General features: G+C 55.1%; 29 protein-coding genes. 14 read left to right on the top strand and 15 right to left on the bottom strand.

All coding sequences use genetic code 11. The features are described 5' to 3' along the window. Positions 1-293 precede the first annotated feature (293 nt). Positions 294-1199: a DUF1616 domain-containing protein gene (locus tag ACZ5ZS_RS07820; protein WP_188595518.1), complete on the top strand. Its 906-nt coding sequence runs from the start codon at positions 294-296 to the stop codon at positions 1197-1199. Position 1200: 1 nt separating this feature from the next. After that, a complete protein-coding gene (locus ACZ5ZS_RS07825; RefSeq protein ID WP_229657606.1) occupies positions 1201-1797 on the top strand; it encodes a DUF1616 domain-containing protein in 597 nt (198 codons plus the stop codon). 90 nt (positions 1798-1887) lie between these two features. On the opposite strand, the gene ACZ5ZS_RS07830 is transcribed toward ACZ5ZS_RS07825, so the two are convergent. The 7 genes from ACZ5ZS_RS07830 to ACZ5ZS_RS07860 form a co-directional block, all read right to left on the bottom strand. After that, complete coding sequence (locus tag ACZ5ZS_RS07830) at positions 1888-2136, bottom strand: hypothetical protein (RefSeq protein WP_229657607.1); 249 nt, start codon at positions 2134-2136, stop codon at positions 1888-1890. A 1-nt stretch (position 2137) separates the two neighbouring features. After that, positions 2138-2878 (bottom strand): DUF7982 domain-containing protein, encoded by a 741-nt coding sequence (locus ACZ5ZS_RS07835; protein ID WP_188595520.1) that lies wholly within the window; start codon positions 2876-2878, stop codon positions 2138-2140. 457 nt (positions 2879-3335) lie between these two features. Further along, positions 3336-4160, bottom strand: coding sequence for a hypothetical protein (locus tag ACZ5ZS_RS07840; RefSeq protein WP_188595521.1), 825 nt, complete (start codon positions 4158-4160; stop codon positions 3336-3338). Positions 4161-4171: 11 nt separating this feature from the next. Continuing rightward, the gene (locus tag ACZ5ZS_RS07845; RefSeq protein ID WP_188595522.1) at positions 4172-4810 is read right to left on the bottom strand and encodes a hypothetical protein; all 639 of its coding nucleotides are present in this window, start codon (positions 4808-4810) and stop codon (positions 4172-4174) included. 11 nt (positions 4811-4821) lie between these two features. Next, a complete protein-coding gene (locus ACZ5ZS_RS07850) occupies positions 4822-6195 on the bottom strand; it encodes a YcaO-like family protein (protein ID WP_188595523.1) in 1374 nt (457 codons plus the stop codon). Then, the gene (locus tag ACZ5ZS_RS07855; RefSeq protein WP_188595524.1) at positions 6176-7171 is read right to left on the bottom strand and encodes a hypothetical protein; all 996 of its coding nucleotides are present in this window, start codon (positions 7169-7171) and stop codon (positions 6176-6178) included. The genes ACZ5ZS_RS07850 and ACZ5ZS_RS07855 overlap by 20 nt, the downstream gene beginning before the upstream one ends. 19 nt (positions 7172-7190) lie before the next feature. Further along, positions 7191-7331, bottom strand: coding sequence for a hypothetical protein (locus tag ACZ5ZS_RS07860; protein ID WP_188595525.1), 141 nt, complete (start codon positions 7329-7331; stop codon positions 7191-7193). A gap of 112 nt (positions 7332-7443) precedes the next feature. On the opposite strand from ACZ5ZS_RS07860, the gene ACZ5ZS_RS07865 reads away from it, so the two are divergent. Genes ACZ5ZS_RS07865 through ACZ5ZS_RS07875 form a run of 3 tightly spaced genes read left to right on the top strand, consistent with a single transcriptional unit; the run spans position 7444 to position 9632 of the window. Then, positions 7444-8208 (top strand): hypothetical protein, encoded by a 765-nt coding sequence (locus ACZ5ZS_RS07865; RefSeq protein WP_188595526.1) that lies wholly within the window; start codon positions 7444-7446, stop codon positions 8206-8208. After that, entirely contained in the window at positions 8201-8821 is a 621-nt protein-coding gene (locus tag ACZ5ZS_RS07870) for an ATP-binding cassette domain-containing protein (RefSeq protein WP_188595527.1), read from the top strand. Before ACZ5ZS_RS07865 ends, ACZ5ZS_RS07870 begins: the two co-directional genes overlap by 8 nt. Then, positions 8811-9632, top strand: coding sequence for a SagB/ThcOx family dehydrogenase (locus ACZ5ZS_RS07875; RefSeq protein ID WP_188595528.1), 822 nt, complete (start codon positions 8811-8813; stop codon positions 9630-9632). The genes ACZ5ZS_RS07870 and ACZ5ZS_RS07875 overlap by 11 nt, the downstream gene beginning before the upstream one ends. On the opposite strand, the gene ACZ5ZS_RS07880 is transcribed toward ACZ5ZS_RS07875, so the two are convergent. The 4 genes from ACZ5ZS_RS07880 to ACZ5ZS_RS07895 form a co-directional block, all read right to left on the bottom strand. Then, positions 9588-9920 carry a winged helix-turn-helix transcriptional regulator gene (locus ACZ5ZS_RS07880; protein WP_075060259.1) on the bottom strand — a complete coding sequence of 111 codons (333 nt, stop codon included), beginning with the start codon at positions 9918-9920 and terminating at the stop codon, positions 9588-9590. The genes ACZ5ZS_RS07875 and ACZ5ZS_RS07880 overlap by 45 nt on opposite strands. Continuing rightward, positions 9907-10458, bottom strand: a complete 552-nt coding sequence (locus ACZ5ZS_RS07885; protein ID WP_188595529.1) for a hypothetical protein — start codon at positions 10456-10458, stop codon at positions 9907-9909. The genes ACZ5ZS_RS07880 and ACZ5ZS_RS07885 overlap by 14 nt, the downstream gene beginning before the upstream one ends. A 409-nt stretch (positions 10459-10867) precedes the next feature. Continuing rightward, complete coding sequence (locus tag ACZ5ZS_RS07890) at positions 10868-11344, bottom strand: MaoC family dehydratase (protein WP_188595530.1); 477 nt, start codon at positions 11342-11344, stop codon at positions 10868-10870. Positions 11345-11399: 55 nt separating this feature from the next. Continuing rightward, a complete protein-coding gene (locus tag ACZ5ZS_RS07895; RefSeq protein ID WP_229657642.1) occupies positions 11400-11783 on the bottom strand; it encodes an FHA domain-containing protein in 384 nt (127 codons plus the stop codon). Between the two features lie 307 nt (positions 11784-12090). On the opposite strand from ACZ5ZS_RS07895, the gene ACZ5ZS_RS07900 reads away from it, so the two are divergent. From ACZ5ZS_RS07900 to ACZ5ZS_RS07925, 6 genes are read left to right on the top strand one after another with little or no spacing between them, the layout of a single operon-like run. Beyond that, positions 12091-13473: an MFS transporter gene (locus ACZ5ZS_RS07900; RefSeq protein ID WP_188595532.1), complete on the top strand. Its 1383-nt coding sequence runs from the start codon at positions 12091-12093 to the stop codon at positions 13471-13473. A 6-nt stretch (positions 13474-13479) separates the two neighbouring features. Then, on the top strand, positions 13480-13875 hold the full coding sequence (locus ACZ5ZS_RS07905) for an alpha/beta fold hydrolase (RefSeq protein ID WP_188595533.1): 396 nt from the start codon (positions 13480-13482) through the stop codon (positions 13873-13875). Then, positions 13835-14326 carry an alpha/beta fold hydrolase gene (locus ACZ5ZS_RS07910; protein ID WP_464858236.1) on the top strand — a complete coding sequence of 164 codons (492 nt, stop codon included), beginning with the start codon at positions 13835-13837 and terminating at the stop codon, positions 14324-14326. The genes ACZ5ZS_RS07905 and ACZ5ZS_RS07910 overlap by 41 nt, the downstream gene beginning before the upstream one ends. A 2-nt stretch (positions 14327-14328) precedes the next feature. Then, positions 14329-15759, top strand: a complete 1431-nt coding sequence (locus ACZ5ZS_RS07915; protein WP_188595535.1) for a class I adenylate-forming enzyme family protein — start codon at positions 14329-14331, stop codon at positions 15757-15759. After that, entirely contained in the window at positions 15749-16756 is a 1008-nt protein-coding gene (locus ACZ5ZS_RS07920; protein ID WP_464858237.1) for a 3-oxoacyl-ACP synthase, read from the top strand. The genes ACZ5ZS_RS07915 and ACZ5ZS_RS07920 overlap by 11 nt, the downstream gene beginning before the upstream one ends. Positions 16757-16782: 26 nt before the next feature. Continuing rightward, entirely contained in the window at positions 16783-17373 is a 591-nt protein-coding gene (locus ACZ5ZS_RS07925) for a TetR/AcrR family transcriptional regulator (RefSeq protein WP_188595537.1), read from the top strand. 257 nt (positions 17374-17630) lie between these two features. Here ACZ5ZS_RS07925 and ACZ5ZS_RS07930 read toward each other — a convergent pair whose 3' ends face one another. Further along, the gene (locus ACZ5ZS_RS07930) at positions 17631-18038 is read right to left on the bottom strand and encodes a DUF302 domain-containing protein (RefSeq protein ID WP_229657643.1); all 408 of its coding nucleotides are present in this window, start codon (positions 18036-18038) and stop codon (positions 17631-17633) included. Positions 18039-18169: 131 nt separating this feature from the next. Here ACZ5ZS_RS07930 and ACZ5ZS_RS07935 point away from each other — a divergent pair, with 131 nt between their 5' ends. Then, a complete protein-coding gene (locus tag ACZ5ZS_RS07935; protein WP_188595539.1) occupies positions 18170-19102 on the top strand; it encodes a hypothetical protein in 933 nt (310 codons plus the stop codon). A gap of 155 nt (positions 19103-19257) precedes the next feature. Further along, positions 19258-19524, top strand: a complete 267-nt coding sequence (locus ACZ5ZS_RS07940; RefSeq protein WP_188595540.1) for a hypothetical protein — start codon at positions 19258-19260, stop codon at positions 19522-19524. Between the two features lie 149 nt (positions 19525-19673). On the opposite strand, the gene ACZ5ZS_RS07945 is transcribed toward ACZ5ZS_RS07940, so the two are convergent. From ACZ5ZS_RS07945 to ACZ5ZS_RS07955, 3 genes are all read right to left on the bottom strand, one after another. Then, positions 19674-21215, bottom strand: a complete 1542-nt coding sequence (locus tag ACZ5ZS_RS07945) for a hypothetical protein (RefSeq protein ID WP_188595541.1) — start codon at positions 21213-21215, stop codon at positions 19674-19676. A gap of 700 nt (positions 21216-21915) precedes the next feature. After that, positions 21916-22908, bottom strand: coding sequence for a hypothetical protein (locus ACZ5ZS_RS07950; protein ID WP_464858240.1), 993 nt, complete (start codon positions 22906-22908; stop codon positions 21916-21918). A gap of 378 nt (positions 22909-23286) precedes the next feature. Then, positions 23287-24327, bottom strand: a complete 1041-nt coding sequence (locus tag ACZ5ZS_RS07955) for an AAA family ATPase (RefSeq protein ID WP_188595543.1) — start codon at positions 24325-24327, stop codon at positions 23287-23289. A gap of 401 nt (positions 24328-24728) precedes the next feature. On the opposite strand from ACZ5ZS_RS07955, the gene ACZ5ZS_RS07960 reads away from it, so the two are divergent. Continuing rightward, on the top strand, positions 24729-25043 hold the full coding sequence (locus ACZ5ZS_RS07960; RefSeq protein ID WP_188595544.1) for a helix-turn-helix domain-containing protein: 315 nt from the start codon (positions 24729-24731) through the stop codon (positions 25041-25043). Positions 25044-25798: the final 755 nt, after the last annotated feature.

A 25798-nucleotide genomic window follows, 5' to 3' on the forward strand; every position in this document is an offset into this window, starting at 1 on the left:
TTGTTGGCCCATACAGACTGGTCGTTAGGATAAGCTTGGAGAAAAAGAAATATAATTTACTATGGAGTAGATCACATAAGTTATAATAAAGATGTTTATTTACCATTTCACATTAATAAACTTCCATTAATGAATTAGCTCCTTCAGAGAAATAATATATTATATTCTTTGATAAAAAGAGAAATAAGTTATCTGTAATTGGGTGGTCATAATCATGTGATTGTGGTGCCGCAACCCTGAGGCTTGACGTCGGCGGCCAAATACATAAATACCTAGGCATTAGACGAACCATGATGAAGGCAAATACATTGATGTTGCTGCCATTGATCATCGCAGCGGTAATGGCGATCGCGTTAATCGTTCACGCTGCTTCTCAACCCCCGCCGCCCAGCCTCCTAAGCGCTTACGGCGAGGTGGCGCGCCTGGGCGCCGGCGGCGCCAACGTGACGCTCCTCGTGAATGAGTTGAACCAAGCCATAAACCTGACGAGCGAGGGCGAGGCAAGCAACGCCTCCCCCCTGATTAACGAGGTCCTCGCCCAACTCCCCGGGGCGAGGGCCAGCCTAAACGGGATCCTCGCCTCCAAGGTAATCGCCCTAGCCGCTGCCGCCGCCGTCATAGCCGCCGCTGCTCTGATCTACGCCAAGCGCCGCGAGATAATTGGGGAGTTATGGCTAAGGCTGAGGAGCGGGGACTCCGTGAGGGCTGGGCCAGGCAAGCCCACCACCCTCCTATTCAATGAGGAGGTCGCATCCATAGTCCTGGCGATACTCATAATATTGGTGGTGTTCATCACCGCCCAGTCCGTGGTGAGCAACTACTCCACCCGCTTCTCGGCCATAGGTCTCCTCGGGCCCGGCGGCAAGCTTGGGGGGTACCCATCCACTATCCCAGTGAACTCCTCGCCCCGCCTCTACCTATACGTTTATAACCACATGGGCGAGCCGGTCTGGTACGTGGTGGACGTATACCTAATCAACGCCTCCTCTCAACCCCCAGTCACCGCCCCGCCTCTCCTCACCTACGAGAGGATTCTCCTCAATAATCAGTCCTGGATTGCCCCCCTCTCTATTCCCTCGGTGGGCGAGCCCGGCTCCTACAAGTTGTTGGCGGAGCTCTGGATGTACAGCCCCAGCAACTTGACGCTCACCTATACTGGGGAGTACGTTCAATTATACTTCAACGCCACGGTGAGTTAACGTGGAGATAAGGGAGTACGTGATGGAGAGGGTGAGGAGGGGCGGTGGGGGGTGCGTTGGGGTGGAGGAGTTGGTGGAGGACGTGGCGAGGGAGTTCCGCATACCCAGGAGCCGCGCGGCGTACGAGGTGTTCATGCTCACCAGGCAGGGAGCCATACAGCTGGACTACCCATACGACGGCGTGGCCCCCTACTTCCTAACCACGCAGGGACTCTGGTACTGGAGCATCATCGCGCTCACGGCCGCCTCCCTAGCCTCAATCCTCCTAGTACGGGGAACCCCCCTCATCTACCTCAGGTACGCGCTTGGCGCCCTCCTAGTGCTCTTCCTGCCAGGCTACTCCCTGGTGGAGGCCCTCTATCCGAGAGGCGACGAGTTAAGCCCATTGGAGAGGCTGGCCCTATCCATAGGCCTAAGCCTGGCCGTGGAGCCCCTCCTCGGCCTCATCCTCAACTACACCCCCTGGGGAATAAGGCTCGACCCAATACTAGCCTCCACCGCCCTCCTAGTAACAGCGCTAACCACGACCGCCGCCGCGAGGAAGGCCTTAACCCAAATAACGGCAGGCAAGTGCCCCAACACGCCCAAGAATAAATAATACGTCCCTCTCTCCCCACGCGGCATTCCATCAATAATACGTCGTCTCCATTCCTTCCCCTCTTCTTCTCTTCTCCGACGCTTTGTGGCGTCAGCTTATTATTTTCATTAATTGAATAGCTGCGTAGTAGGCGAACGCCGCCACGAGCGCGGCGGTGACCACGTAATTTACCCGCCTCACCCTCCTCGGCAGCGGGCCGTACGCGGTCACGGTGACCAGGTATATTATGGCCATGATGGAGACGTAGACGCCGGGACTCCCAACGCCCAGGTAAGCAAGGAAGGAGTAGGCAATGCCGTACAACGCGGCCTGGACCACCAAGAGCCCCCTCAACGCCACCTCACACCACCCTGAGGGAGACGCGGAGAGCACCGCCCCCTCTCCTCGCCGCATCCCCCCTCTCCTTCTCCTCCCCAGCCACCTCCACGGGCCTCCCCAGCGCCTCCGCCGCGAGCGCCGCCACCATGGAAGCCGTGGGGGAGCCAAGAACGGCCTCCACCACCGTGCCCCCATACACCGCCCCCGCCCTGGAGCCCCAGACGACCACAGTAACGGAGTCCCCCTGCGACGAAGCCTCCACCCTCCTCGCCAGCGAGAGGTGATTCACTAGGCAATTGGAGAGGGTGGAGCCCAAGTCCCCCGACACGGCCCCGGCCTCCATGCACGCCTCCACCGCCTTAGAGCCCATGGTGGCCAGCCTAAGGCCGATTCCAGAGGGCCCCGGCCCGTACCTAACCACGAACCCCGCGGGAAGCTTGCCACTGAAGCCGCCCCACACCCCCTCCCCTCCCTGGGGTATCAAGGCGCAGGGCCTGGAGTCCTCAGTCAACGCGGAGGGTATGTACACCGCCCTCCCCACAGCCCCAACCGCCTCCAGCAGGAGTGCCAAGTCATCCCAGGACGCGCTGGACAGCCCCAGCAGGGACTCCTCCACCGCCCCCTCCCCCCACCCCGCCAACACGCCCATGACTGCCACCGAGGCGCCCAGAATGGTCAGGGGAATGGATCGCGTTATCAACAACCCAATGACGGCCAACCCCACCCCCACCACTGCAAGGGACGGACCGAGATCTCCACTCATCGCCGACCACACAGGCACGGTTTAATTAATTTGACGTTAACCACACAACCCAAGCCACGCCTTAAACACGCCATGGCCATGCCTCAACATTAGGCCTAGAAGCAAGCACTCAGAGGAGGATGGGAGGGGATGAAGGCAACGTGAAGGGCGATTAAAACTTCAAATCCCAAAAAGAGCTTGCCACGCCCATCAATGAATGAAAGCGGAGGGCGATCAAGGATGATAATTAGCGCTAAGTGGAGGGAATTCATCGTATTGGCATGTTTGTGTTGGGCGTGGTTGATGGTTGTATTGATTGCGTGTCCAATTTTTGGTAACGCTCCCATAAATCCCCACGGAAATGAGAGAGAACGATAAACTCAACAACCCTCCCCTCCCCTCTCTCCCATTACCTTCCCTCCGCCCAAGTATGTTGTTCAAGGGACGGTGGTTATGCCGGCGAGGTCGGGCCGTGGCCTCAAGACGCCTCGCTGAGCCGCTTCAGCCTGGCGCGCATGACGGCGTAGCTTAGGGCGGCGAGGATCGCCGCGTACGCCGCGGCTATCATGAGTAGCTCGCTGATTGGGGCAGTGACCACTGCAGTGCCGCTCTCTCCCATGAGCCTCACGTAGGCGCTCCACGCGCTTTTGGAGGTGAGTTCCCCGTAGTATATGGGCCACAGGAAGATCAGGTAGGGCTCGCTCCATGGGTAGTACTTGGGCAGGTAGTAAGAGGCCAGGGAGAGCCCCAGCACCGCGATTATTGCGTTCACGTACAGGGAAGCCGACCTACCCGCCGCCGCGGTATCCACCAGGACTATTACCAGGCCGTAATCTATTATGGACAATGCCCAGTAAATCATCAACTCAATGGGGTGGGCGGCCCGAACCCCGTACCGATCCAGGAGGGAGAAGTAAGTCATCAATTGAGCGGTTGATGCCAGGAACGCCGTGACTGCGAGGGAAACAATGGCCTTCCCAGCGATGAATCCCCCCACCCCGTTCCTGAGCAGGCTAGTCAAGAACGTGAACCTATCCATGGATAAGTCATCCGACACGACGCCCGCCAAGTAACCCACCATGAAGAGAAGCGAGAAGAAGTAGAGGTTAAACCCGGCAACCAGGGGAGCGGTCGAGCCGTAATGAGCAACTACCAGTGGGTTCATGAAGACCAGCCACAGCGCGGCTATCGCCGCCGCGTAGAGGGCCAGTAGGGCAACCCCCCTCCCCAGCTTGAACCACGCAGTGAAGCACAGCCGCGCCCTCCCCCGCAGTCCCCTAATGGAGCTGCTCATGGCCTTCATCGCCCATCAACCTAGACCAGCTTAATCAATAAATAGATGACGAACGGGGCCAGCAACGCCTTCACGTTATTTATCCTCCTATATAGATAGAAGACCAATGCATAGTAGCCCGCATTAATTGCCACCTGGTACAGCATCACCATGACGTTCAACGCGCCCAGGGCCTGGATCGCGGCGAAGAAGGCGCACGCCTTGAGGGGCCCCGCCAACCTGGGGAGCCGCTTTACGAATAAAGCGAACTCCAGGTAAGGAACAGCGGTTGAATCCAAGACGTAGTACAGATCCATGAACGCGTTATCCGCTCGTGCCGTGGGGACCCAAACTATGTAATTGCTCCCGAACAGCCTCTCCTCCAGCATCAACGCCACGAACGAGTACGCGAGGACCGATGCAGTGAATAGGGCAGTGTCCACCATCCTCAACGAGTCGATCAGCCCCCTCTCATCCCTCGAGTATTTATTGGAGGTGATCCTGTCGAAGATGAAAACCAGGGCGGCGATTATGAACGTGTAGGACAACAGCGCGAACGCGTAGATAGGCATCACCCCGCCCATGAAGGAATTATACGCCACGTACAACGCGGTGTCGGCAGTTATGAAGATGGCCGCCAACTCAAGCAGGACAGTGTTTGGATTAATGGGCTTGGACACTCATCATCACCTCACGGAAACGGGTTGGGAAGCGCGTTGAGGGGCTTCCTGTCCCGGAAGATGGGGTTGTTTGGGTTGATGTAATTATATGGATGGAACGGTATCAACTTCGTGGATAGCGATTTATAGACAATCGCCTCGCCCCTGAACATTGATGGAGTAACATCCACGATTACGGGGTCCTCCCCCACCTCCTCGGAGAACGTGAGCCTGAGGGGCTGCAGGTCATACGAGCCCCGCGTCCTCCGCAACTCCTCTCCTATGAACTCCGAGAAGCTCGCCTGATCGTAACTCACGGTCTTCTCCACATCGAATGTCTCCCTGAATATGGACTTGAACTTGCTTAGGTTCAGTCTATCCATGGCGTAGTAGATGTACCCCAAGTCATACGCGTCCAGGCTAGCGCTGTTAATCAAACCCGACGTCTCAACTTCATCCCCAGCCTCATTAGACCTAAAGCTGTGGAAACCGAACAATAACTCCTCCACGGACCGCAGCACGCCCGCATCAACGCTTAGGTCGGCCGCCGACCCTATGCTGAGGAACGGCAACGCGTGCTCCTGCACCAAGATGGAGATGGCCGCCGTCACCCTGCCGTACTTGTTGAAGATGCCGACATGTATTGAGGAATCCTTAAACCCATTCACGTACTTGATCACCTCATCCGGCCTCCTATTGAACAACCACCAATCCATCGCCACGTCTCTCTCAAGCAACTCCAGGAGGGACCTGGCTGCGGCGTACTCCCTATCGAAGCCCGCGGCGGTTCCGTTGCTGGTGGTCCTAACGTCGTACTTCCCCAGCACCCTGCCCACCCCTGTTCCCAGCACGTCATCCATCACGGTCAATGGAACGAAGGAAACCATGAAGAGGGGAACCAGCACCCTTCGGCCGGAGACCAAGCGCTCCCCCTCCACCCACGGAACATCTGCATCCCACAGCGCCGACTCGTCCTCCCTGGACAACTCCCTGGAGGACAGGAACCCCCTCCTCAATAAGTCAATGAAGTCGTAGTAATCCACCCCTCTCCTAGATAGTTGGGACGGGCTGTGCACCTGCACCTTCTCCTCATCTATGAAAATCATGGCCGCCCTCTCGAAGAACTCCCCCACCGTCTTATTCACGGCCCTCTGCACGGTGAATCCCCCGGCGCCGAACTTGAAGTACTTGTCCGGTATGGAGTAGCGGCCCGCGCGGTCCCTATAGTAGAACCAGAATATCTTCCTGAGGCCCCTCATCGATATGTAGCTGGAGGCTATGGCGGTGCATATGCCGTGAAACGAGTAATCCGACACCAACAGCGTGAGGCCTCCCATCAACGAGTCGCGGTTGGCCATCAAGTCCCTCTCCAAGTCCCAATCGCTTCTAGTCGTCCTTATCCTCACCGCTCCCCACCCCCTCCCTCACCACGCTCTCCATCAATGCATGCCCTGAACCACACGTGCCGCAGAACGGGGACCTAAGCAGCTTGGATAACCTCATGTTCAACGTGACTGAGTTTATGGATAACACCTTAGCCGTGAGCAGCCCCTCCCCGGTGTTGAGGAGGTGCAGCGCGTCGTAGACGGCGAACCCCAACGCCATGAATAGCAACGCATTGTTGAGGTGCATGGGGGACGCCACGTCCAAGCCATCGCCGCCGGCGAACCTGAGCTCCTCGCTTCCGCCTATCACCAATTGCCCCAGGAAATCCTCAACGCACCCGGTGCGCCTCGGGATTGTGTCGAACAGGAAAACCTCATTGCCGCCAATCACAATGTAGATTATGAAAACGCCACCCCTATCGATTACTTGCCTAGTCAACCTAACCATGCCCCTCAAGTGGTTGAGGCCGCCCAGCATGACGACGGCCTCCCTCCCGCTCCCCTCCCCCACCCTGCCCACCTCATCTGGCGATAAGTACCTGTGAACAAACCCGTCCCGTCCAAGCAACTCCATTGCCCTCCTCAAGTCCCTCATCGATTCTCCCCCCATTAAATCTAGGATTGAGACGACGGCTCTCCCACCATCATTGCCCACCGCCCCCGCCCTCCTAATCGAATCCATTAATCCATCGTATTGCCCCGCCCCCGATCCATCGCTGGAAACGGCCTCTATTATGTTGTACCTAATCATGGAGTCGATCAACTCCCTCGCCTCATCCTCTCGCAGTCCGAAGGAGCTCGAGATCCCCCTCACGGCCTCATCGTATTGATCCGGGGCCCACTCGATGATTCTCCTCACGGCGTCCGATAACACGCCCTTCCTCTCATCGTCCTCCAACACTATTCTGGACGCGTTAATCCCATCATCTATTAATATCTCGATCTCATCCTTGCCAAGAATGAAAAAACGAGCGTTTCGATTTATTTTGATTTTCACGGTTGCCACCGGGCCCGCCTTAGAAGGAGCTGCAGCTTATGAAGCAGCAGCTCAGCGACGACATGCCGCATGAGTTGCCCATTATAAGCTTGGGAGCCGCGGCCTCGGTGACCCCCATCAGGTCTATTTGCCTCTCCCGTACCTCTATTTTCATTCTCATAGGGGTTCGGCGAACTAACGCGTCGCTTGTTTTTAAGCTTAGGAGAAGGTCTGTTTTACAGACTAACTATAATGCTTTTAATCACGGCAATCCAAGCCGACCTAGACCAAGCATGGGAATGGCCTCGGCCGTATTCACCGCCACCATCAAGAAGCGCAGGTTCCTCTACCTATCCGGGCTATTCGCCGTGGCGGAGATGCTCACGCTGCTCTACGACTCATCGCTGGCATCCACGTACGGCGGCACGGCCATCATATCCCTAGCCAGCGCGTTGTTCGCCTACAACCTCTACTTCTCCTCCATATTCCTCTCGGACGCCGTGAGCGAGGAGCTGGGAAGCGAGGGGAGGTTCATCTTCTTGCGGTCCGTGTTCAGGAACGCCAGGAGGTACGTTTGGATTAAGGCGTGGCTATCCATCGCCGTGGCCTTCGCCCTGATAGGGATCTCCTCCGTAATATTCATCACTGCGCTATCGCTGAGGCTGGGCCTGGCCGCGGGCCTCTCCACCGCGCTCCCCCTCTTCCTCGCCATGGCATTAGCCATGCAGGTCCAAATAATCGGCGTCGGGTCCCTGTTTCGCAACAGCAAGATAGCCATCGCGTTCACCTTCATCTTCTACGCCGTCGTGTATAATGGAGTATTGATATATGCGCTGAGCGTGGGAAGGGCCTACCCATTCATGGATTTGGCCTACGCGTTGACCGTGTCGCTGTCGAACGCGATGAAGCTGGGCATTGCATCCCTATCGGCGGGCACCAAGGGCGGCCTACCGATAATTCAATTCTCCTCAGCGGATCTAGCCCTATCCATAGCCGCCAACCTCCTGGTGGGAATAATGGCCCTGGCGGTCAGGGCGAGGGGGATGGCCGATGCTTGAGGTCAGGGACCTAACGGTGGAGCGCGGGGGCGAGACCGTGTTGAAGGGCGTCAACATACGCGAGGAGAGGAGCCCCGTGTGCCTGCTCGGCAATAATGGGGTTGGAAAGACAAGCCTCCTGCTGGCGCTGGCCGGCATCATACCGACCAGCGGGGGGAGCATACGGTTCTCCGGGGTGGATGTGGTCGAGGCGAGGCGGAGGGGATTGATTAGCTTCTACATGGAGGGCTTCAAGCCATACGGCCACCTGAGCGTCGACGATTACTACAGGATATTCAAGGACGTGTATGGGACGGACGTGGTGGATCTATTCAACATATACGGGAAGTGGCGGAGAACCCCGTACTCCAAGCTATCCACGGGGACGGCCAAGAAGCTCATGCTTGAGCTGGTCTTGTCCCAGCCATCCACCGTCCTACTCATAGATGAGCCCTACTCCAACCTGGACAGGGACTCCATGGAGAAGCTGAGGGATTACATCCTCAAGCTGGCCGGGGAGAAAACCGTGGTGCTCACCTCCCCGTCCCGGGAGGCCGTGGAGGGCTCGTGCGCTGCCCACTACGACGTGAGTTATTGGTCCACCAGGCTGAGGGTGGCTCCAAGTGAAGGTTAGGTACTCATCCCCGCTTCACTTGACGTTCAAGTACCTGGGCGTGAGCGATAGGGTTGTGGAGGACTCATCAATCCCGCCGATGTGGAGCCTCTACATCGATCAAACCAGGCAGGAAAAGATAATGCACAGGTTGAGGATGACGTCGGGGTTCTTCATTTCCCCCGACATCTCTCCCCACATAGACGTTAAGACCTACGAGTTCGGCCCCATCATTCCGCTAAGGCCATTGAGCGAAATTCAAGTCGACCTACCCAAGCTGCTCGCACAGAGGAGGAGCAGCCGGTCTCTTCGCGGGCCCATGAGCTTCGAGGAGTTATCCACCATACTGGTCAACTGCTGCGGGAGAACCCACTACGAGGAGAGGATAGGCAGGTGGCTGAGGGCCTACCCATCCCCCGGCGCGCTGTACCCCAACGACGTGTACCTCATCGCCAACCACGTTCAGGGGCTGAGGCCCGGGATATACTACTTCAACCCAGAGAAGCTGGGCCTCTACATCGTGAGCGAGGACGAGGGGAGGCTGGGGAGGGCGAGGGCCTCCTTCCTTGAGAAAGAGCTGGCGGGGTCTGCGGCGGCGATATTTCTATTGGTCACAACAATGAGCCGAGTGTCCATTAAGTACGGGGAGATAGGGCTGAAGCTGGCCCTGCTGGAGGCCGGCATAATAACGGAGAACGTGGTGCTGCTGGCCAGCGCCTTGGGGCTGCGGTCGCTGCCGTACGAGTCCTTCGTGGATTACGACTTGAACGAGGCGCTATCCCTCGACTCAGCCAATAGGTTCGTTGCCTTCACCGTGATGATCGGCCGCTGAGCCAGGCTTCATAATATTGGCCAGCCTATTTATCTCATCTATCAAGTTGATCAATTCATCCCTGCCCTTATCCGTTATTCCATAGACCGTCCTCTTGCCGTATATCGCGTAGAGGGTCTTCCTCCTCCTTATCAAGCCGTTCTTCTCCATGTACCGCAGGTGGCTGTCCAGGTTGCCCTTAGTAATGCTCATCCTCTCCGCCAACAGGTTGAGCAGGTCCGTGAAGGACAGCGATCCATACACGTAGAGGTACACGAGGATGAGTATCTTCGCCTTATCGGCGAGCAACGTAGATCCCTCCCATGAGTAGCAATGCGCCGGCGATTGATAGGCCCCACTCCGGCACCAGGAAGTAGGATGGTGATGAGGCTAGGTATATTATGAATAACTTATCCGCCTTGCTCCTCACCTCCTCTGCAGGGAGCCTCAATAGGACTGGCAGGAACGAAACCTCGAAGGCCAAGGCCATTGAAAGCGATGCCCGGGACAGGAGGTAACCTATGGCGAAGTACGCCGCCAACTCCCCCACGTATATAAAAAAGCCGCGCCGCAGCCTGCCCCTATACCTGGCATCGATCAACGACATGAACCTGGACAGGAACGTGTACTTCCGCATCAACCCAATGGAGAGCACGAACATGATGACCTCGACGAGCATTGGAGCCCATACCAGGAGGAACCCATTATTCATCAATAAGCCGACCTGCTCCACAAAGGCAACGGCGGACACGACGATCAACATGACCGACACAAGCCTAGCCGATCTACGCACCAACTTCACCCGTATATCCCTCAAATCATCAATCAAGGCGCTCAAGTCGCTCACATCAATCCCCCACGATTCGCATCAACTATAAATCGCTTCTATTTAAATTAATACGTTTGTCTGCTGGCCAGACTGGCCCGTCTATGCCCTCTTCAACTGCGTGTCCAATTATTGGTAACGCATTAAGAAAAAACCTCCATGAAAGAACAAGCTTCGAAGCAGGGAAGATACGAAAGAAAAAAATACGAAGCTAATGCACGCGTTTTTCCCTGAGCATTGAGGAGGGGCATCATTGGGGTTATTGCATCTGAAATTAAGGATCAATTACCATTCCCCGCACTTCACGGCGGAGCAGTGCCCGTTAATGGAGCGTCGTAAAAGCCTCGGGAAGCCCTTTAGAGCCCCGAGGGAAGTTGTTATGGCTTGGGATGGAGGTTCCTTCCACCAACATGAGCGGGGAGGTGCAGGTTCAGCTCCGTGCATTGCCGATGCTGTTCGCGGGGCCCCTTGAGATGAGGAGCCTGGTCTCCGCCGTGGCCACCACCTCGCCCCTCTGGTTCCTCACCTCGTGCCTGAACTCCACCACTCCCCCATCATACTTATCACTCGGCCTCTTACTGACCACCTCGCTCGCTACGTGGATGGTGTCCCCCGCCCTCACGGGCTTGAGGAACCTCGCAGACGCCTCCAGCAGAGCTATGGTGGTTCCAGCCACCAGGGGAGCGAACAGGCCTATGGATAGGGAGAGCGTGAGGAGCCCGTGCGCCACTCTCCCCCCGAACACAGTGCCTCTGGCGAACTCCTCATCCACGTGAATGGGGTTGAAATCCCCCGTTAACCCAGCGAATTGAATTATGTGGGCCTCCGTCACCGTCAATCCAGGGGATTCAATCCTCATGCCCACCTGGAAGTCATCGAATGAGTAGGGAGGCTTGCCTAACGGCATGGGATGGAGGCGCGGCCGGGAAATTTAAGCACCGCGTTTCCCCTTAACGGCGCCCTCAGGGCTTGTCTATCCTTATCATGGTGTAGAGGCCCAGCTTCACGAGGGACCCGCTTCCAACCTCCCTGCTATCCACCTTAACGAAAGCGCCGTCCACCATTAGGTACGTGCCGTTCTTGCTGGACAAGTCCTTAAGCGTCATCCTCCCGTCCTCGCCTATGGATAGGACGGCGTGGTGCCTCGACACGGTCATGTCGGGGATCACTATCACGTTGTCCGGCGCCCTCCCAATAGTTATCTCCCTCATCATGGTTGGGTCTATCTCCACCTTGGTGTTCTTTATGGAGTCCATGGGCACCTCCACGAAAGTGACGACGACCCTGCCCTCCGCCCTCCTCGTCTCATCCCGCAAGTTCCTGGCATCAATGGTCTCCCCGCTCATCGCCAACGGGGGTCGGCGCCTATATGCACGTTAAAAACTTACCGCTTCTCCCCCGTCTTCCTGGGTCCTAATTCACTTGGGCAAAGTCGAGTAAATGCGCTCTTAAGAGTTGATTTTTGCCATTCTTAATGGGTTTCTATTATTTATTTTCACCATTCTTCCGATCCCGTGGTTCTAGGTTATCGTGTATTTCTTTCCCTAGTATTTTATCAAGTAATATTTACATTTATCAAATTAGATATGGTTAATCATCGATTAATTATCATTACATAAAGCTTAAAAATGGCTTCGTATAGAAATTTGGCAGGTGAGTCAGGTGTCAGAAAAAGAGATCAAGCTCGGCGAGATTCGGGCTAGAATAGATCGGATACCGGTGAGGCCGTATCCCATCTCATGGATGGTGGTGATAGGCCTGGGCTACTTCTTCGCCTTCTACGATATACTTACGCTTTCCTTCGCCCTGGTGTCCCCCATGGTTCAACAATTATCCCTCTCTAGGCTAGAGCTAAGCGATGCTGTTTCCGCATCATTATTCGGTTACATAGTAGGCGCCTATTTCGTGGCCACTATAAGTGATTACTGGGGAAGGCGATGGGGGCTAATAGTAAACGCCGTTCTCATAGCCGTGGGTTCCTTGGCGAGCGCTCTATCCATAAACGCCGCCTCCCTAATAGCCAGCAGATTCGTAACTGGTCTTGGCATTGGGGCTGAGATAGCTATTATCAACACCTACGTGTCAGAGGTAACCCCGGCCGGCATCAGGGGCAAGATGGTACAACTAACGTATCTGGCCGGAGCTCTGGGCTTCGCGTTGACCCCCTTCATAGCCATAGCTCTAATCCCATCATCCCCAGTTGGCTGGAGATGGCTCTTCGGCCTAGGAGCGCTAGTTGCGGCGGCGGTGGTCCCGCTTCGATTCATGCTCCCCGAAAGCCCTAGGTGGCTTACGATACGAGGTAGGACGGGAGAGGCCGAGGCGGTGGTCAGGAGATTAGAGGAATTCGCGGCAAGGAGGGTAGGATCACTACCCCCCATCCCTACACCCCTACCTGAGAGATCGCTCTCCGGATTCCCCACGGCCCAGCTATTCAATAGGAAGTACGGGCTGAGGCTTCTCATGGCAGTTCTATTCTGGTTCTTCGACTACATGCTGGCCTACGGCGTAATTGGCTTCGCTCCATACATATTCGTAGCCTCGGGCTTCACGTTTACCACGGCCACGTGGTACATAGCACTTGGAAGCGTTGGGTATATTGTAGGCGCGTTGGCAATGGCTCCCATAGCCGATAAGTGGGAAAGGAAGTACTTGGTCGCCTCCGCCTTTAGCATAGCGACGTTTGCTGTATTCCTTTACGCATTGGCAGTAGCCCTACGTTCTCCCCCAATATTGACGGTGGGCGCCTTCTTGGCTGCATTTGCGACAGCCTTCGCAGTGCCTGCATATACGTACACGGCTGAGTTATTCCCAACCAGGGCTAGGGCAAGCGGGTTTGCCATAGCTGACGGCGTTGGTCATCTAGGCGGTGCTATAGTTCCATTCGTGGTGTACTTGATCTTCAACCCTCTTGACCCTGTGAGCACCGGGATATGGACCTTCGCATTACTAGGTGTCTTCGAGATAATAGCAACCCTAATAGTGTTGACGGGGCCCAGGACCACGCGATTGAGACTAGAGCAAGTATCTGAGTGATCGGGTATGACCAGGAACGGCACCATTAAGACCAGGGGAGGCGCATCGATATATTACGAGGTGGATGGGGAGGGCGAGCCCCTGGTCTTAATAGAGGGTCTGGGCTACTCCAGGTGGATGTGGGCGATGCAGAGACCCCTGGCTAAGAGCGCTATGTTGGTGATATTCGACAATAGGGGAGTCGGCCTATCGTCCAGGCCGAGGGGTCCCTACTCCATGAATGACTTCGTGAACGACTTGGAGGACTTAATGAATGCCCTCTCCATAGTCGAGGCGTTCCTATGGGGGGTCTCGATGGGCGGCATGATAGCCATGGCTTTTGCCAGAAGAAACCCAGACAAGGTGAGGGGATTAATACTGGGTGAGACCAACTTTGGGATCAGGTCAGTGCCCCCCCGATAGGGAAGCTATGGAGGTATTGACGAAGCCGCCCTCTACCGATGCGAAGCAAGGATTGCTTGAGCGGATGCGTGTAGCTTTCTCTAGGAAGTATTTTGAAGAGAATGAGGACGAGGTAAAGGAAATAGTAGCCCTGAGGGCAAGTATGGAGAGTGAGCCCGTGGCGTATAATGAACAGCTCGCGGCCGCTCTGTCCTTTGACTTCATGGATGAGCTGCCCAAGATATCGACTCCCACCCTAATAGTTACGGGAGACGAGGACTTGGTCGTGAATCCAGAGAACTCGCGAATAATGAATAGATTAATGCCCAACAGCAGGCTCGTTATACTTAGGGGAGCGGGGCACTTAGCTATAATCGAGAGGGCGGACGATTATAATGAATTGGTTCTATCCTTCATGAACGAGGTGCTCAGGGGCTCCTTCAAGCCGTCCAAGGAGGCGGAGGTGATCTAAATATGTTAGAGAGCCTACTGCGACACAGGGCAAGGATAAGGGATTCCGTGGCGGTCAAGGTGGGCAACCAAGCATATACGTACTCCCAGCTGGATGCTTTGTCCAGCAGTATGGCGGCCGCTCTCATTGATTTGGGGATCCGCGGCGGCGATATGATCGTGACTTCTGTGAAGGCTCCCCTGGATCACTTGGCTCTCTTCTTTGCGGTCAGAAAGGTGGGGGCCATCATGGTTCCCGTGAACCCAAGGCTGGGGAGATCCTTCATGGATTTCGTAATAAATGATGTGAAGCCGGCCTTGGTGATAGATGATTATCAAGGAATGGGCATCTCATCGAGCGAGCTAAACAGGGGTGGTAAGGAAGGCGAGTTTGGCTTCAGAATGAATTTGGAGGAAACAGCAATGATACTGTACACGGGTGGAACCACAGGCCCACCCAAGGGCGCCATGATACATGAGGGCTCCATTATCTGGAACGCCGTGATGACAGTGTTGTCCTGGGGCCTCACCAAGGATGATTGCACCGTGGTCTCCCTTCCCCTCTACCACACCGGCGGCTGGAACGTGTTGTTAATGCCATTACTCTTCGTGGGCGGTCGAGTTATTTTGCCTGAGTCCGATGTATTCGACCCGGAGTGGACGATAAAGACATTGGCTGAGGAGGGATGCACGGTCTACATGGGAGTGCCAGCCATGCTAGACTCCATGAGCAAGTCCCCATCATTCGCATCAACCGATTTATCGCGGGTCCTATTCATAAGCGGTGGGGGTCCTCTTCTTTCCAGCGTCGCTAGGAGGTTCACGGAGAGGGGATACAAATTGTTCCAAGGGTATGGATTGACGGAGGCGGGTCCTAATAATTTTTACTCGCCGCCTGAGACCTTTAAATTCAAGGAGAACACGGTGGGCAAGCCCATCTTATTCGTGGATGTAAAGCTATCCAAGGATGGTGAGCTTCTCGTACGTGGGCCTCATGTGTTCAAGGGATACTGGAACAGGTCGGGGGAGACAGTGTTCACGGAGGACGGCTACTTGATGACTGGGGATCTATTTGCCGTGGACAGGGATGGGGATTACTTCTTCCTGGATAGGCGGAAGGACATGATAAAAACGGGAGGCGAGAACGTGTACTCGACCGAAGTGGAGGCTGCCTTGAAGCAGTTGCCCTACGTGGATGATGCGGCCGTCTTCGGAGTACCAGATGAGCATTGGGGGGAGGCTGTTGTGGCTGCTGTAGTTAGGAAGCCAGGCTCGCCGGTCTCGGAGGGGGACGTTAGGAGGGACTTGAAGGGCTTATTGGCATCATTCAAGATACCCAAGAAAGTGGTCTTCGTAAGGGAAATACCAAGGACCCAAGTAGGTAAGGTATCCAAGAGGGAATTAAGGGATATGTATCTCAAGGATGGGTTGCGGGAGTTCCTAGATGAGCGGTGATGGAATGGGAAAGGCCTACATAGTTGATTATGACATCTATGTGCCAGATACGTTCGTAAGCCACGAGGAACTAGCTGCTTCGACTGGATTACCGGATTGGGTGGTCAGGGATAAGATGGGAATACTGAGGAAACCAGTGGAGAGGAGACTATCTGTTGCCGAGATGGCCCGGAAAGCCGCAGAGCGACTTCTGAGGAGGAACCCAAGGGCTAATGTAGGGATAGTTGCATACGCCGGTTCTGATTTCAAGGATAAATACGTGTGGGACATAGCGCCTAAGGTTATGGGCGAGCTAGGCCTGGGTTCCGCCTATGGGGTGGACATCTCCATGCAATGTGCAAGTAGCATAGTTGCCTTGGATTTGCTTGCTGCCAAGCTGAGGACGGCAGCGGTTGGTTTTCATGCATTGATGGTGGCCGCCACAAAGCAGAGCATGATAGTCGACTACTCAGATAAGGCATCCAGTTTCATGTATGACTTCTCCGACGGCGCTGCTGCTGTTCTGTTGGGCAACTCGGGAGGCAAGTACGAAGTGCTGGAAAGCTCTGTATTGACGGATGGCAGGTTCTCCGACGTGGTCTACCAGGGACTGGGGGAGAGATTCATGGATAGTTCCGGCGATTATATGCTCAGGGTCAATAGGACAGAGGAGTTCTCAAAGGTCTTCGAGGAAGTCTCCCTTAGGAACTTCGCTTGGGTAGTGAGGGATGCCCTAGCCAAGAGCGGCCTATCCGTGGATGATGTGGATTACCTCGCTCTCCTTCACATGAAGCGTTCCTTCCATTATGGTATTCTCAAGGAACTTGGTATTCCGCCGGATAAGTCGATATACTTGGATTATTATGGACATATGCAATCGATAGATCCCTTCCTATCACTACGGCTGGCGGAGGAGCGGGGAATAATACGGAGGGGCAGCGTGGCTGTGCTGGTCTCCGCTGGGACGGGTTGGACATGGGGCGCTACAGTAATAAGGCGAGTCCACGGAGAAACTTAATACCCTCCACACTTCTGTTTGTCTTAATGAAATACGCGCCGAAGACCAAGCGGGGAGCAGACTCTCTCAACAAGCTGCTTGACGCTGCCATAGCGGTGATAGCAGAGAAGGGATTCAACTCAGCCTCTATAGGGGAAATAACGGCGAGGGCTGGGGTGTCCCATGGCCTTTTTTACTTCTACTTCAAGAACAAGGACGAACTCCTTGTTGAGCTGGTCAGAAGAATAAACAAGGACATGAGGCATTACTTGACGACCAGCACCGCCGACCTTCCAAACAGGGTGGAGGTTGAGAAGAAGGGGTTCGAGGCGTTCTTGGAGTGGATGCGGCGGAATAAGTATCTCTATAGAATACTAATAGAGGCAGAATCAAACAACATAGAGCTCTATAAGTGGCACTACATGAAACTCGCGGAGAGATACTCCGAGAGATTATCTGAGGCCATGGATAGAAATGAAATAGCCAAGCACGATCCAGAGGTGCTCAGCTTTGCCTTAATGGGGATAGCCGACTTCATAGCCAAGAGGTACGTGCTCTGGAGCGATGGCGAGGTTCCCGGCTCAGTAATTAAGGAGGTCAGCAATTTACTGGATAAATTACTAAGTCCCCATCGCTGAGATCATCCTTACGACCAGTAGATGCATTATGGTTCACACCAAATATAGACCACCCACTTCTATTGAGCTGGAATTATTGAATAATGACCTAGGTACGGAGTTCCCCTGTATGCGAGATGATTCACACCAAGATGAGTACATAGATAAGGAGCGAATCAATGTAGTGATTAGTTAAAGTGTTTCATACTGGCCAAGGCATCGAAGGAGTTGCGGGAAATGACGTCAACCCGATTTCCTGGGAACCCGCTGCGTTTACATCAATGGTCCCCGCCGGCCCCGTCCTCGTTTGTCGCCTCCTCCGTCAATCCATTCAACACCCAGTTCATGAATTCATCCATTTTCCCAACAACGTCGTGGGAGACCCCGTGCTCCCGCGCCACGTCGCTGGGCATCCTGTACCCAATGTACGTCGCCCCGTCCTCCCCCCTCCACACAGCCACCCTGAGGGGCAGGTCGTAGCTCATCCTCCTGTCCAGCTGCATCAGTATGGTGCCGGCCCTCGGGTTCCCGAATATGATGACCACGTCGTCATCCAGTGCAAGCCCAGCGTCCCTCGCGTTCCTTGAGTGATCTATCACTGCGAACACGGTGGCTCCCCCCTCCTCTATCCTCCTCTTTATTGCGGCAACGCACTCGTTGAAATCCGCCCTGCACCTCCTCACCATCACGGCGGGAAAAGCACGTGCGTGGCTTAATATAGGTTTTTACGAATCCCCCCTCGCGGCCGTGAATCGAGTCGTCGGCGGGGTTGGGGTTCGACGCAAGGTTTTTAAAATACATTAGGGCGACCCTAATTATGGACCCCCTCCAGTTCCTCCTCAACCCACCCACGGGGCTGAGCCTGAGCGAGATAGCGTTCATCAGCTTCGTGCTTGGGCTCCTCCACGGCGCCACCCCAGACGAGCACACCTGGCCCATAACCTTCAGCTACGCCATAGGCAAGTACAGCACCAGGGGAGGCATGAAGGCCGGCCTCCTCTTCAGCCTCGGCTTCACCGTCCAAAGAGCGCTGCTGACGACGCTAGGGTACCTGGGACTCGCCTACATATACGAGAAGTACAACCTGGACGGCCCAGTCTACGTGGTGGTGGGGCTGGTCATGGCCATCGCCGGGTCCTACATATTGAGGGGAAGATACATTCACTTGCCCATAGATGAGCTGCTGGGGGGAAGGGCCCACCACACCGGTGAGGCCAGGAGACTGCCGCTTCACGAGGCGCACGAGAGGGACGTCCCCCTCAAGATGACCATAGTGCACGGCCTGATAGCGGGCTTCGGGTTCGGCGCGTACGCCACCATAATAACCTTCACGTTGGCGCCGCAGGTCCCCAACGTGTACTACGCCCCGCTGCCCGGCCTCCTCTTCGGCCTGGGCACCATGGCCATGCAAGTCATGTTCGGGGCGGTGTTCGGCAGCATAATGAGGGCGAAGCGCTTGAGCGAGGAGGACGTGAAGGTGATAGGGAAGATGGCGGCCGGCAGAACCCTATACTACGGGGGTTGGGCATTCGTGCTGGCAGGCGCCCTCGTCGTGGCATTCCCATCCATCGATGCCTGGGCAATATCCACGGGAGTTCCCATACCCAACCTGGACGCGGTGAACCTCGGCCTCCTCCTCGTCGTGGTCGTCGTCGGCGCCATAGGCATCTACGGCATAATCAAGAGCTACATGGACGTGAGGAACGCGCGGCCAACCAGGGAGAGGACCTCCACGGAGACAGGGCAGTGATTCATCTCCCCTCCTCTTCTCTTCCTCTTCTCTTCTCTCCCCTCCTCCCCTCCTTCCATGTCCCGTGAATCGGGGTGAATCCTCCACCGTGGCTGAGACTAGATGAGGCCCAGGGAAGGGGGAGATGGGGGGAGGCCAGCGAGGGAGCTCGTTGATTGGCTTGGGCCAAGGCGATGGAGGGCAAGCCCCATCCTTTGGGACGGGAAGGAGGTTGGAACAGCCTCAGCCTCTCCCAAAAAGCCTCGCTGGGCAGGTGCATTGAGGCGTTGGCGGCGCAGCGCGTGCCGAGGCATGCCTTGAGGGAGTACGAGCTCCACAACCGGAGATCCGGGGAAGCCGAGGTGGACCTGCTGAGCGGGGTTAACGGAGCCGTGCCGCCGATCCAGGTAACGTGTAGCATCATAACGGGGAAAGGGAGGTAAAGGGAATAAGGAAGCTCAACAAGCACGTGGTCCCGCGGGGGGCGATCACTTCGACGACGGTACCGCGGCCAACAGCTATGGGCATCCATCGCCGCGGCGAGCACCCTGATTGAATGGAATTAAACGCAGAACCCGATTTTCTCAGCCCCTTACGTGCCGCAGAGCAAGGACGTGCTTTGGGAGTATGAGGTAATGCCGGTTATGTATGGGTCCCTCGCGGCCGGCGAGGAGCTCACTGCGCTGCCTGTCGGAGACTGTCCTGGGTCGTAGTAAAGGATCCACCCGGCATCGACGTATATGTATTCATGGCTGTACACCGCCGTGCATGGATAATACTGGATGGAGGTCACCAAGTTTACCCCGATCTCGTTGTCCAACGCGGCTGCATTGGTCGATTCAACTCCCTGCATCAGCGACCAAGTGGAGTCATCCGTAGAGGCCACGCCGTATTGCTGGCCTGAGCTGGGGCTGCCGAAGAAGGAGAACCTCCACGTATTATTGACATCGAAGCCTTGGGTTCCCCCGGCGTTCCTGTAATCCACGTTGACCGATGATGGGGATTCCACGTACGTTAGAGTGAAGCCAACGCTTGGCCCGGCCAGCGTGAAGCCCACGTTGAAAGATGAAACGTAGGCCCCGGAGCCCGTGCTTCCCGGGTCGTAGTAATCGAAGTAGCTTATGAATGAATTCGTGATCCCCTCCTTATACTCTCGATACCCCGCCTCGTGATCTATGGTTCCCACGTAGTAGTCGATGCGGCCCAGGCCCCTCACCATGGCGCTCGACGGCGCGTAGGCGATCCAGACGGCGGGGTCAACGTACATGTACGGAAGCCCGCTCGCTGCCTTGAAGACTCCATCATACACGAACACGCACGTATCATAGTAAAAAGTTCCATTCCCATCAGAGAAAGCCTCGCCCGGCACATCATTGTAATCGGGCAGGTAATCGATGGTCACGCCGTTTCCGCCCTCCCCCGTCTCATATTGGTAACAAGGATCAGGAGCCGTTGCTTGGCTTGATGATTGAAGCGATGCCGCTATTGGCGACAACGCTATGCCGGGCGATCCCCGCCAAGCCTGTCCCAGCCGGATGTATTCTATGACTGCCCCATACAGCCCGGCGAGTCCCCTGAGGGTCATATAGACCAAGCGATCGCCATCCCCAAACGCGGCCACCATCCCTCCTCCCACCAAGGTCGGCACTGCGGTGAATTCAATGCCGTTGGCGGATGCCCACGCCCTCCCCAATTCATAAGCGGCCAGGCGAGAGTCATTGGCATATATCACCACCAAGTCCCCATCCCTCAATAAGCTGGAGAGGTCGATAATCGCCCCATCCCCACCCACGCATCCCTCCAAATACCCCAGATCCACAATAACCACTGAGCCTGCTGGGATGCTCCCAATGAAGCTGGGCTGTATTAGCTTCGCGTTGGGAAGGCGCGCCCTCACCTCCCCCGCCAGCGACGACGGACCTACCACGTACGTGGAAATGGCCGCGTCAACAGAGGCGGGAGTTGATTGATTTGCTGAAAAAGCGGGGACAGGGGCGTACTGGGCCCTCAACAACCCAGCCAGCGAATGAACGGCGACTAGCGCGGCAATTATGGAAGCGACGACCAGCGCTATGCGGACGGTGGAGGAGCCGCGCGCCACTGGGGAGAGCTGGGTCGTGTTAGGCCTAGTCATGCTTTGCCTAGGCGTCCCTCCTATTTAAACCATGCAATTGGTCTGTTGGTCAGACCAACTGTGGCTTAAATACGGTAGGATAAATGCCCCTACAGACCCCTGCCCTGAAAGGGGGTTTCCCGAGGCCTCTAGGTTTATGCTCCCTTTAACGGGTGCTACTCGCTCCCTCCCTTGGTATTGCGGAGGTAAATCAGCTCACGCCCCCTCACGCCCAAGATTTGACCAGGAGAGGGATAACCACCCCGCCACTGGACTGCCTGAAAACCTAGCCCCCGCCTCAAAAGGCGATTGCCTATTTTCTACTTGATCCACCAGCGAATCATGCTCAGCGTTGCCGGCCTAGCCGTCCAGCTCGCCCGTGGTAACTCAGCCATAAGCTCCAGACGTTGCCGGGCAGATGGAATCCTCAGTATCGATATAATAAGCGTTACCAATAATTGGACACGTAAAGATCAACAATCTACCGTGCTAAACCATGGATGAAGCAACCAAGATGATTTAATGATTTTATGAAGCTAACCACCCCGCCCGAAAGGACGGGAGTACCCCCCTTGTGATGGAGACCCTCACCCACAGCCCTCCGTTAGGCTAGTGCGGGATACTTATTGGGAATAGCGGTTTGCCGCCGATGCTGTAGCATTGAGGGTCCCTGTTTAGTATGTTAGAGGATTTAGTTCGCGTTAGGCACAATACGTGAACGTTAGTACCTATACATCCTTACCCCCTTGCCCTTCGCGTAGGCCTCCACCTCACTGCCTATATACGAGCCGGTCAGTATCGGCACGATCGGCTTACCCAGCTTCTCCCGCACCACGTCTGCCTTGGCGAGGAGGGCGCCCACGTCATTGATGGTGGGTCTCACCTTAACCTCCACCACGTACGCCGCCCTATCCGTCGTCACCAATAGGTCTATCTCCACCCCATCCAAGTCCATATTCCTGACGCGCTGCTCAACAACCTCCCCCCTTGCCCTCAACTCATCCCTCAAATCCTCCCAAACATAGCGGCTGTACTGGCTCTCCACGGACGCGCCCAGCTCAAGCTCAATCCTGGAGAACCTCTTCATGGCTTCATCCCATTTCTTGTCGTTTTCCTCCCATCTCTTGAAGTTCTCCTCCCATTTCTTGTCGTTCTCCATCCATCTCTTCTCGTTCATTTCCCATTTCTTGTCGTTTTCCTCCCATCTCTTGAAGTTCTCCTCCCATTTCTTGTCGTTCTCCATCCATCTCTTCTCGTTCATTTCCCATTTCTTGTCGTTTTCCTCCCATCTCTTGAAGTTCTCCTCCCATTTCTTGTCGTTCTCCATCCATCTCTTCTCGTTCATTTCCCATTTCTTGTCGTTTTCCTCCCATCTCTTGAAGTTCTCCTCCCATTTCTTGTCGTTCTCCATCCATCTCTTCTCGTTCATTTCCCATTTCTTGTCGTTTTCCTCCCATCTCTTGAAGTTCTCCTCCCATTTCTTGTCGTTCTCCATCCATCTCTTCTCGTTCATTTCCCATTTCTTGTCGTTTTCCTCCCATCTCTTGTTATTTTCATCTAGCCTCTCCTTCTCCAGCTTCACCAATTCTTTAAAGTCCTCCCTGAGGCTCTTCAATTCGTTGAGGATGGAATCCAGCCCCAGCAGCCCGGCTACCGCCATCCTAAACGTCTCATCCTCCCTAAGCAGCTTTATGAACTCGTCCCTGAGAGACACAGTAGATTACGGCATGGTAATGTATTTAAACCTTCCCCGATGTACTCGCCCAGCCTCGATTAAATCATGGACTCAGCCTCATGCGACTCAATGGGAGTCAATTAAACCCAACGAATGCCTCATCAGAACTTCCCTCCTTAGCTTTCAATTATCTTATAGTTTCTGAGTCCCTCCTCGCAAGGGCCAGGTCGCCCAGACTCAAAGCATGATTGCATTTATTATGCTTTAACCCATGCCGTTCTCATAAGCGTTACCAATAATTGGACACGCAATTCATTCAATCATATCGGCATATCATACCAACAAGAAAGGAGGAGCCGTCGCTTCTCGATGGGAAAAAGAGGCAATCGCCTTTTGGTCGGGGAGGGAGGTCAGCTATCATTGCCTTGCCGTCCAGAAGTCCATGTTCCTCATTATGGGATCCGCTATTCTGTATCCGTCAGCGGTTTTCTCAATGATGTTTCCCTCCACCAATGCATTGAGGGCGTTGGTTATCGTCCTGTCGTCCAGCCTCCTTCCCAGTATTATCTCCGCCCCCCTCTTTATTCCACTCCACCTAGACTCTCGCTTGGCGGCCTCAAGCACGGCTAGGTGTAGATCAGCGTCCCTGCCCTCAAGGAAGTGAGCTAATTCGGACCTGATTATCTTCTCCCCCTCCTCGACCGCCCGCTTCAACGCATCCCCCAGCTCCAGCCCCCTCACTCCGTGGTAGTTCCCAAAGAGCGTTAGCCAGCCAACCACTCCATCCAATCGCTCCACCACCTCCTCGTGGTTCTTGAACGAGATGCCCAGCTCCTCGAATCCCCTGCTCAGGAAGGCGGTTGATTGATCCACCGTGAAGGGCCTCAGCCTGACCTCGACTGGGGGCCTTCCGTAGAGGGGGGAGTCCGGGCCGGAGTCCAGGAGCATCTTCATCAATCCCATGTATGATCCCGTGAAGATGAACCTAACCCTAGGGTTACTGGCGAACACGTTGCCCAGAACCCGGAGCAGGTGGGGAGTCGCCGGCGCCAGCTCCTGCACCTCATCCATCGCTATCACTGCGTTTTCATTAATGCCTAGGAGGAAACCCAGTAGGTTGCTCCTATCCGCTCTCCGCCTCAGGTCGACCTGGAAGGGGCCAAGGGACAGATTTATCGAGGCGTCAATCCCTCCCAATGCGCCTCTCCAAGCCTCCTCCAGCCGCTGCAATAATCCCCTCAGTGACTTTATCCCCATGAGATTTACGTAGATGGACCTGAACCCCTCTCTTCCCAGCTCGCTCAGCGCCACCCTAACCAAGCTGGTCTTGCCCATCATCCTCTGCCCCGCCACGATAACCCAATTCCCGGCGACTATCTGGGCCTTGATGAATTCCAGCTCAGCGTCTCTCCCGAACAATTCCCTCCTATCCACCTTAGGCGATAGGCCGAATAACATACCCCCTTCAGCAGCTGAAGCCCCTACAGTTAAAAACCTGAGCCCCTCACGGCATCCCTCAACCATGCCCCCAATCTCTATAACCACAGGGCAAAGCGCACACCCCCTTCAGTAACTGAACCCCCTAGCGCACCGACCGCCTAACACACTGCTTCCGCTCTCCACGCTTCATCGCTGCGTGTACGGTCTTTATTGAGTGGAGCTGCGTTGGAAATGCGTTACCAATAATTGGACACGCAGTAGGCAAGGAAAACACCCAACCAAATCAATTCACAATACCCGATACGCAAGCCTGTCACTTAGCTATTCATTGCCTCCCATATGGCTGCATTCATCTGTTGTTATGAATGGTTGGGCATTAGCGTAATGTTTATATATTCGTTACCAAAAATTGGACACGCATGCAAAGAAACAAAATCACATCAACAACGCGACTCCTCAACGCCATACGTCAATTCAACTCACAAACGGGGAGGGATCCCTACACCAGGGAGTTGCTTCGATTGTTGAGGTCGTGGGGGTATGGGGAGAGCGTCCTGCGCTCCTTGGAGGAGGCGGGGTTGGTGGAGAGGTATAGGGATAGGTGCAGCGCGGGGACTAGGAGGAGGTGCGTCTTCAATAAGCTGACGGAGAAGGGGCTTGACTACCTAGCCCACGCCGAGCTTGTGATGGCGATACCCACCCCCAAGACGCGGGAGATAGCCGTGGATTTCTGAACATGCGTTTCAGATACTCTCACGACTTTCTGACGTTAATGGCTGTCCTCGCTTTGAGAAGGTCTATTATTAATTCCTTATCTCACATTTTGTCGGCGAGAATATTATTAGATCTTTCATATAGAATTTCTCTCCATATTCTCATTATTTTGCTCCACTGACCTCCTCCCCGCCCTTTAGGGGTGGGGGTTTCCCGGGTCTGGGGGGTTACGCCCCTTTAACGGGCGATGCTCGGTTATGGCCTGCTATGAAAGATAGGAGTTCATTTACTGCATTCACTACTTTCCCTACAGCTTTCTTCAGAGCGTTTAAGGCACCTTTTAAGTCACTGTGCAGTCTGTGCCCCCTAGGGCAATTAACGACCCCCTCGATCCCCTCTTAACCTCCACGCCGTGGTAAGCACAATATTTTTGTATTATACTCAACTACCTCAAACACCTCCATACCGTACTCCCGAGCCTTCAACTCAATAGCATCCATTAGTTCACGATAAGACCACAAATTCACAGTGAACTTGCTACCCCTCTCCTGCGCGATGTTATAGGGGTAACCGGAATAGATCGTTGATACTCCCCGCTCATGTAGAGTTCTGACCAAGTGTGATGCTAGGTTTCTGTACAGGTGTAGGAGACGTCCATACAGCTTCTTTAACAACCTCCTCTTCTCCCTTAATAACTCTTCATCAATTTGTGGAGACTCCGTCCGTTAGGGCGGGGGTAGTTTACCAATAATTGGATTTGGATAAAGTATTTATA

This window comes from Thermocladium modestius, from assembly GCF_055398215.1.

Excerpts from the sequence above, each read along its gene's own strand:
- ACZ5ZS_RS07820 (WP_188595518.1), top strand. The coding sequence starts at position 294 with ATGAAGGCAAATACATTGATGTTGCTGCCATTGATCATCGCAGCGGTA.
- ACZ5ZS_RS07835 (WP_188595520.1), bottom strand. The coding sequence starts at position 2,878 with ATGAGTGGAGATCTCGGTCCGTCCCTTGCAGTGGTGGGGGTGGGGTTG.
- ACZ5ZS_RS07840 (WP_188595521.1), bottom strand. The coding sequence starts at position 4,160 with ATGAAGGCCATGAGCAGCTCCATTAGGGGACTGCGGGGGAGGGCGCGG.
- ACZ5ZS_RS07860 (WP_188595525.1), bottom strand. The coding sequence starts at position 7,331 with ATGAGAATGAAAATAGAGGTACGGGAGAGGCAAATAGACCTGATGGGG.
- ACZ5ZS_RS07865 (WP_188595526.1), top strand. The coding sequence starts at position 7,444 with ATGGGAATGGCCTCGGCCGTATTCACCGCCACCATCAAGAAGCGCAGG.
- ACZ5ZS_RS07870 (WP_188595527.1), top strand. The coding sequence starts at position 8,201 with ATGCTTGAGGTCAGGGACCTAACGGTGGAGCGCGGGGGCGAGACCGTG.
- ACZ5ZS_RS07890 (WP_188595530.1), bottom strand. The coding sequence starts at position 11,344 with ATGCCGTTAGGCAAGCCTCCCTACTCATTCGATGACTTCCAGGTGGGC.
- ACZ5ZS_RS07895 (WP_229657642.1), bottom strand. The coding sequence starts at position 11,783 with ATGAGCGGGGAGACCATTGATGCCAGGAACTTGCGGGATGAGACGAGG.
- ACZ5ZS_RS07905 (WP_188595533.1), top strand. The coding sequence starts at position 13,480 with ATGACCAGGAACGGCACCATTAAGACCAGGGGAGGCGCATCGATATAT.
- ACZ5ZS_RS07915 (WP_188595535.1), top strand. The coding sequence starts at position 14,329 with ATGTTAGAGAGCCTACTGCGACACAGGGCAAGGATAAGGGATTCCGTG.
- ACZ5ZS_RS07920 (WP_464858237.1), top strand. The coding sequence starts at position 15,749 with ATGAGCGGTGATGGAATGGGAAAGGCCTACATAGTTGATTATGACATC.
- ACZ5ZS_RS07925 (WP_188595537.1), top strand. The coding sequence starts at position 16,783 with ATGAAATACGCGCCGAAGACCAAGCGGGGAGCAGACTCTCTCAACAAG.
- ACZ5ZS_RS07930 (WP_229657643.1), bottom strand. The coding sequence starts at position 18,038 with ATGGTGAGGAGGTGCAGGGCGGATTTCAACGAGTGCGTTGCCGCAATA.
- ACZ5ZS_RS07935 (WP_188595539.1), top strand. The coding sequence starts at position 18,170 with ATGGACCCCCTCCAGTTCCTCCTCAACCCACCCACGGGGCTGAGCCTG.
- ACZ5ZS_RS07945 (WP_188595541.1), bottom strand. The coding sequence starts at position 21,215 with ATGACTAGGCCTAACACGACCCAGCTCTCCCCAGTGGCGCGCGGCTCC.
- ACZ5ZS_RS07955 (WP_188595543.1), bottom strand. The coding sequence starts at position 24,327 with ATGTTATTCGGCCTATCGCCTAAGGTGGATAGGAGGGAATTGTTCGGG.
- ACZ5ZS_RS07960 (WP_188595544.1), top strand. The coding sequence starts at position 24,729 with ATGCAAAGAAACAAAATCACATCAACAACGCGACTCCTCAACGCCATA.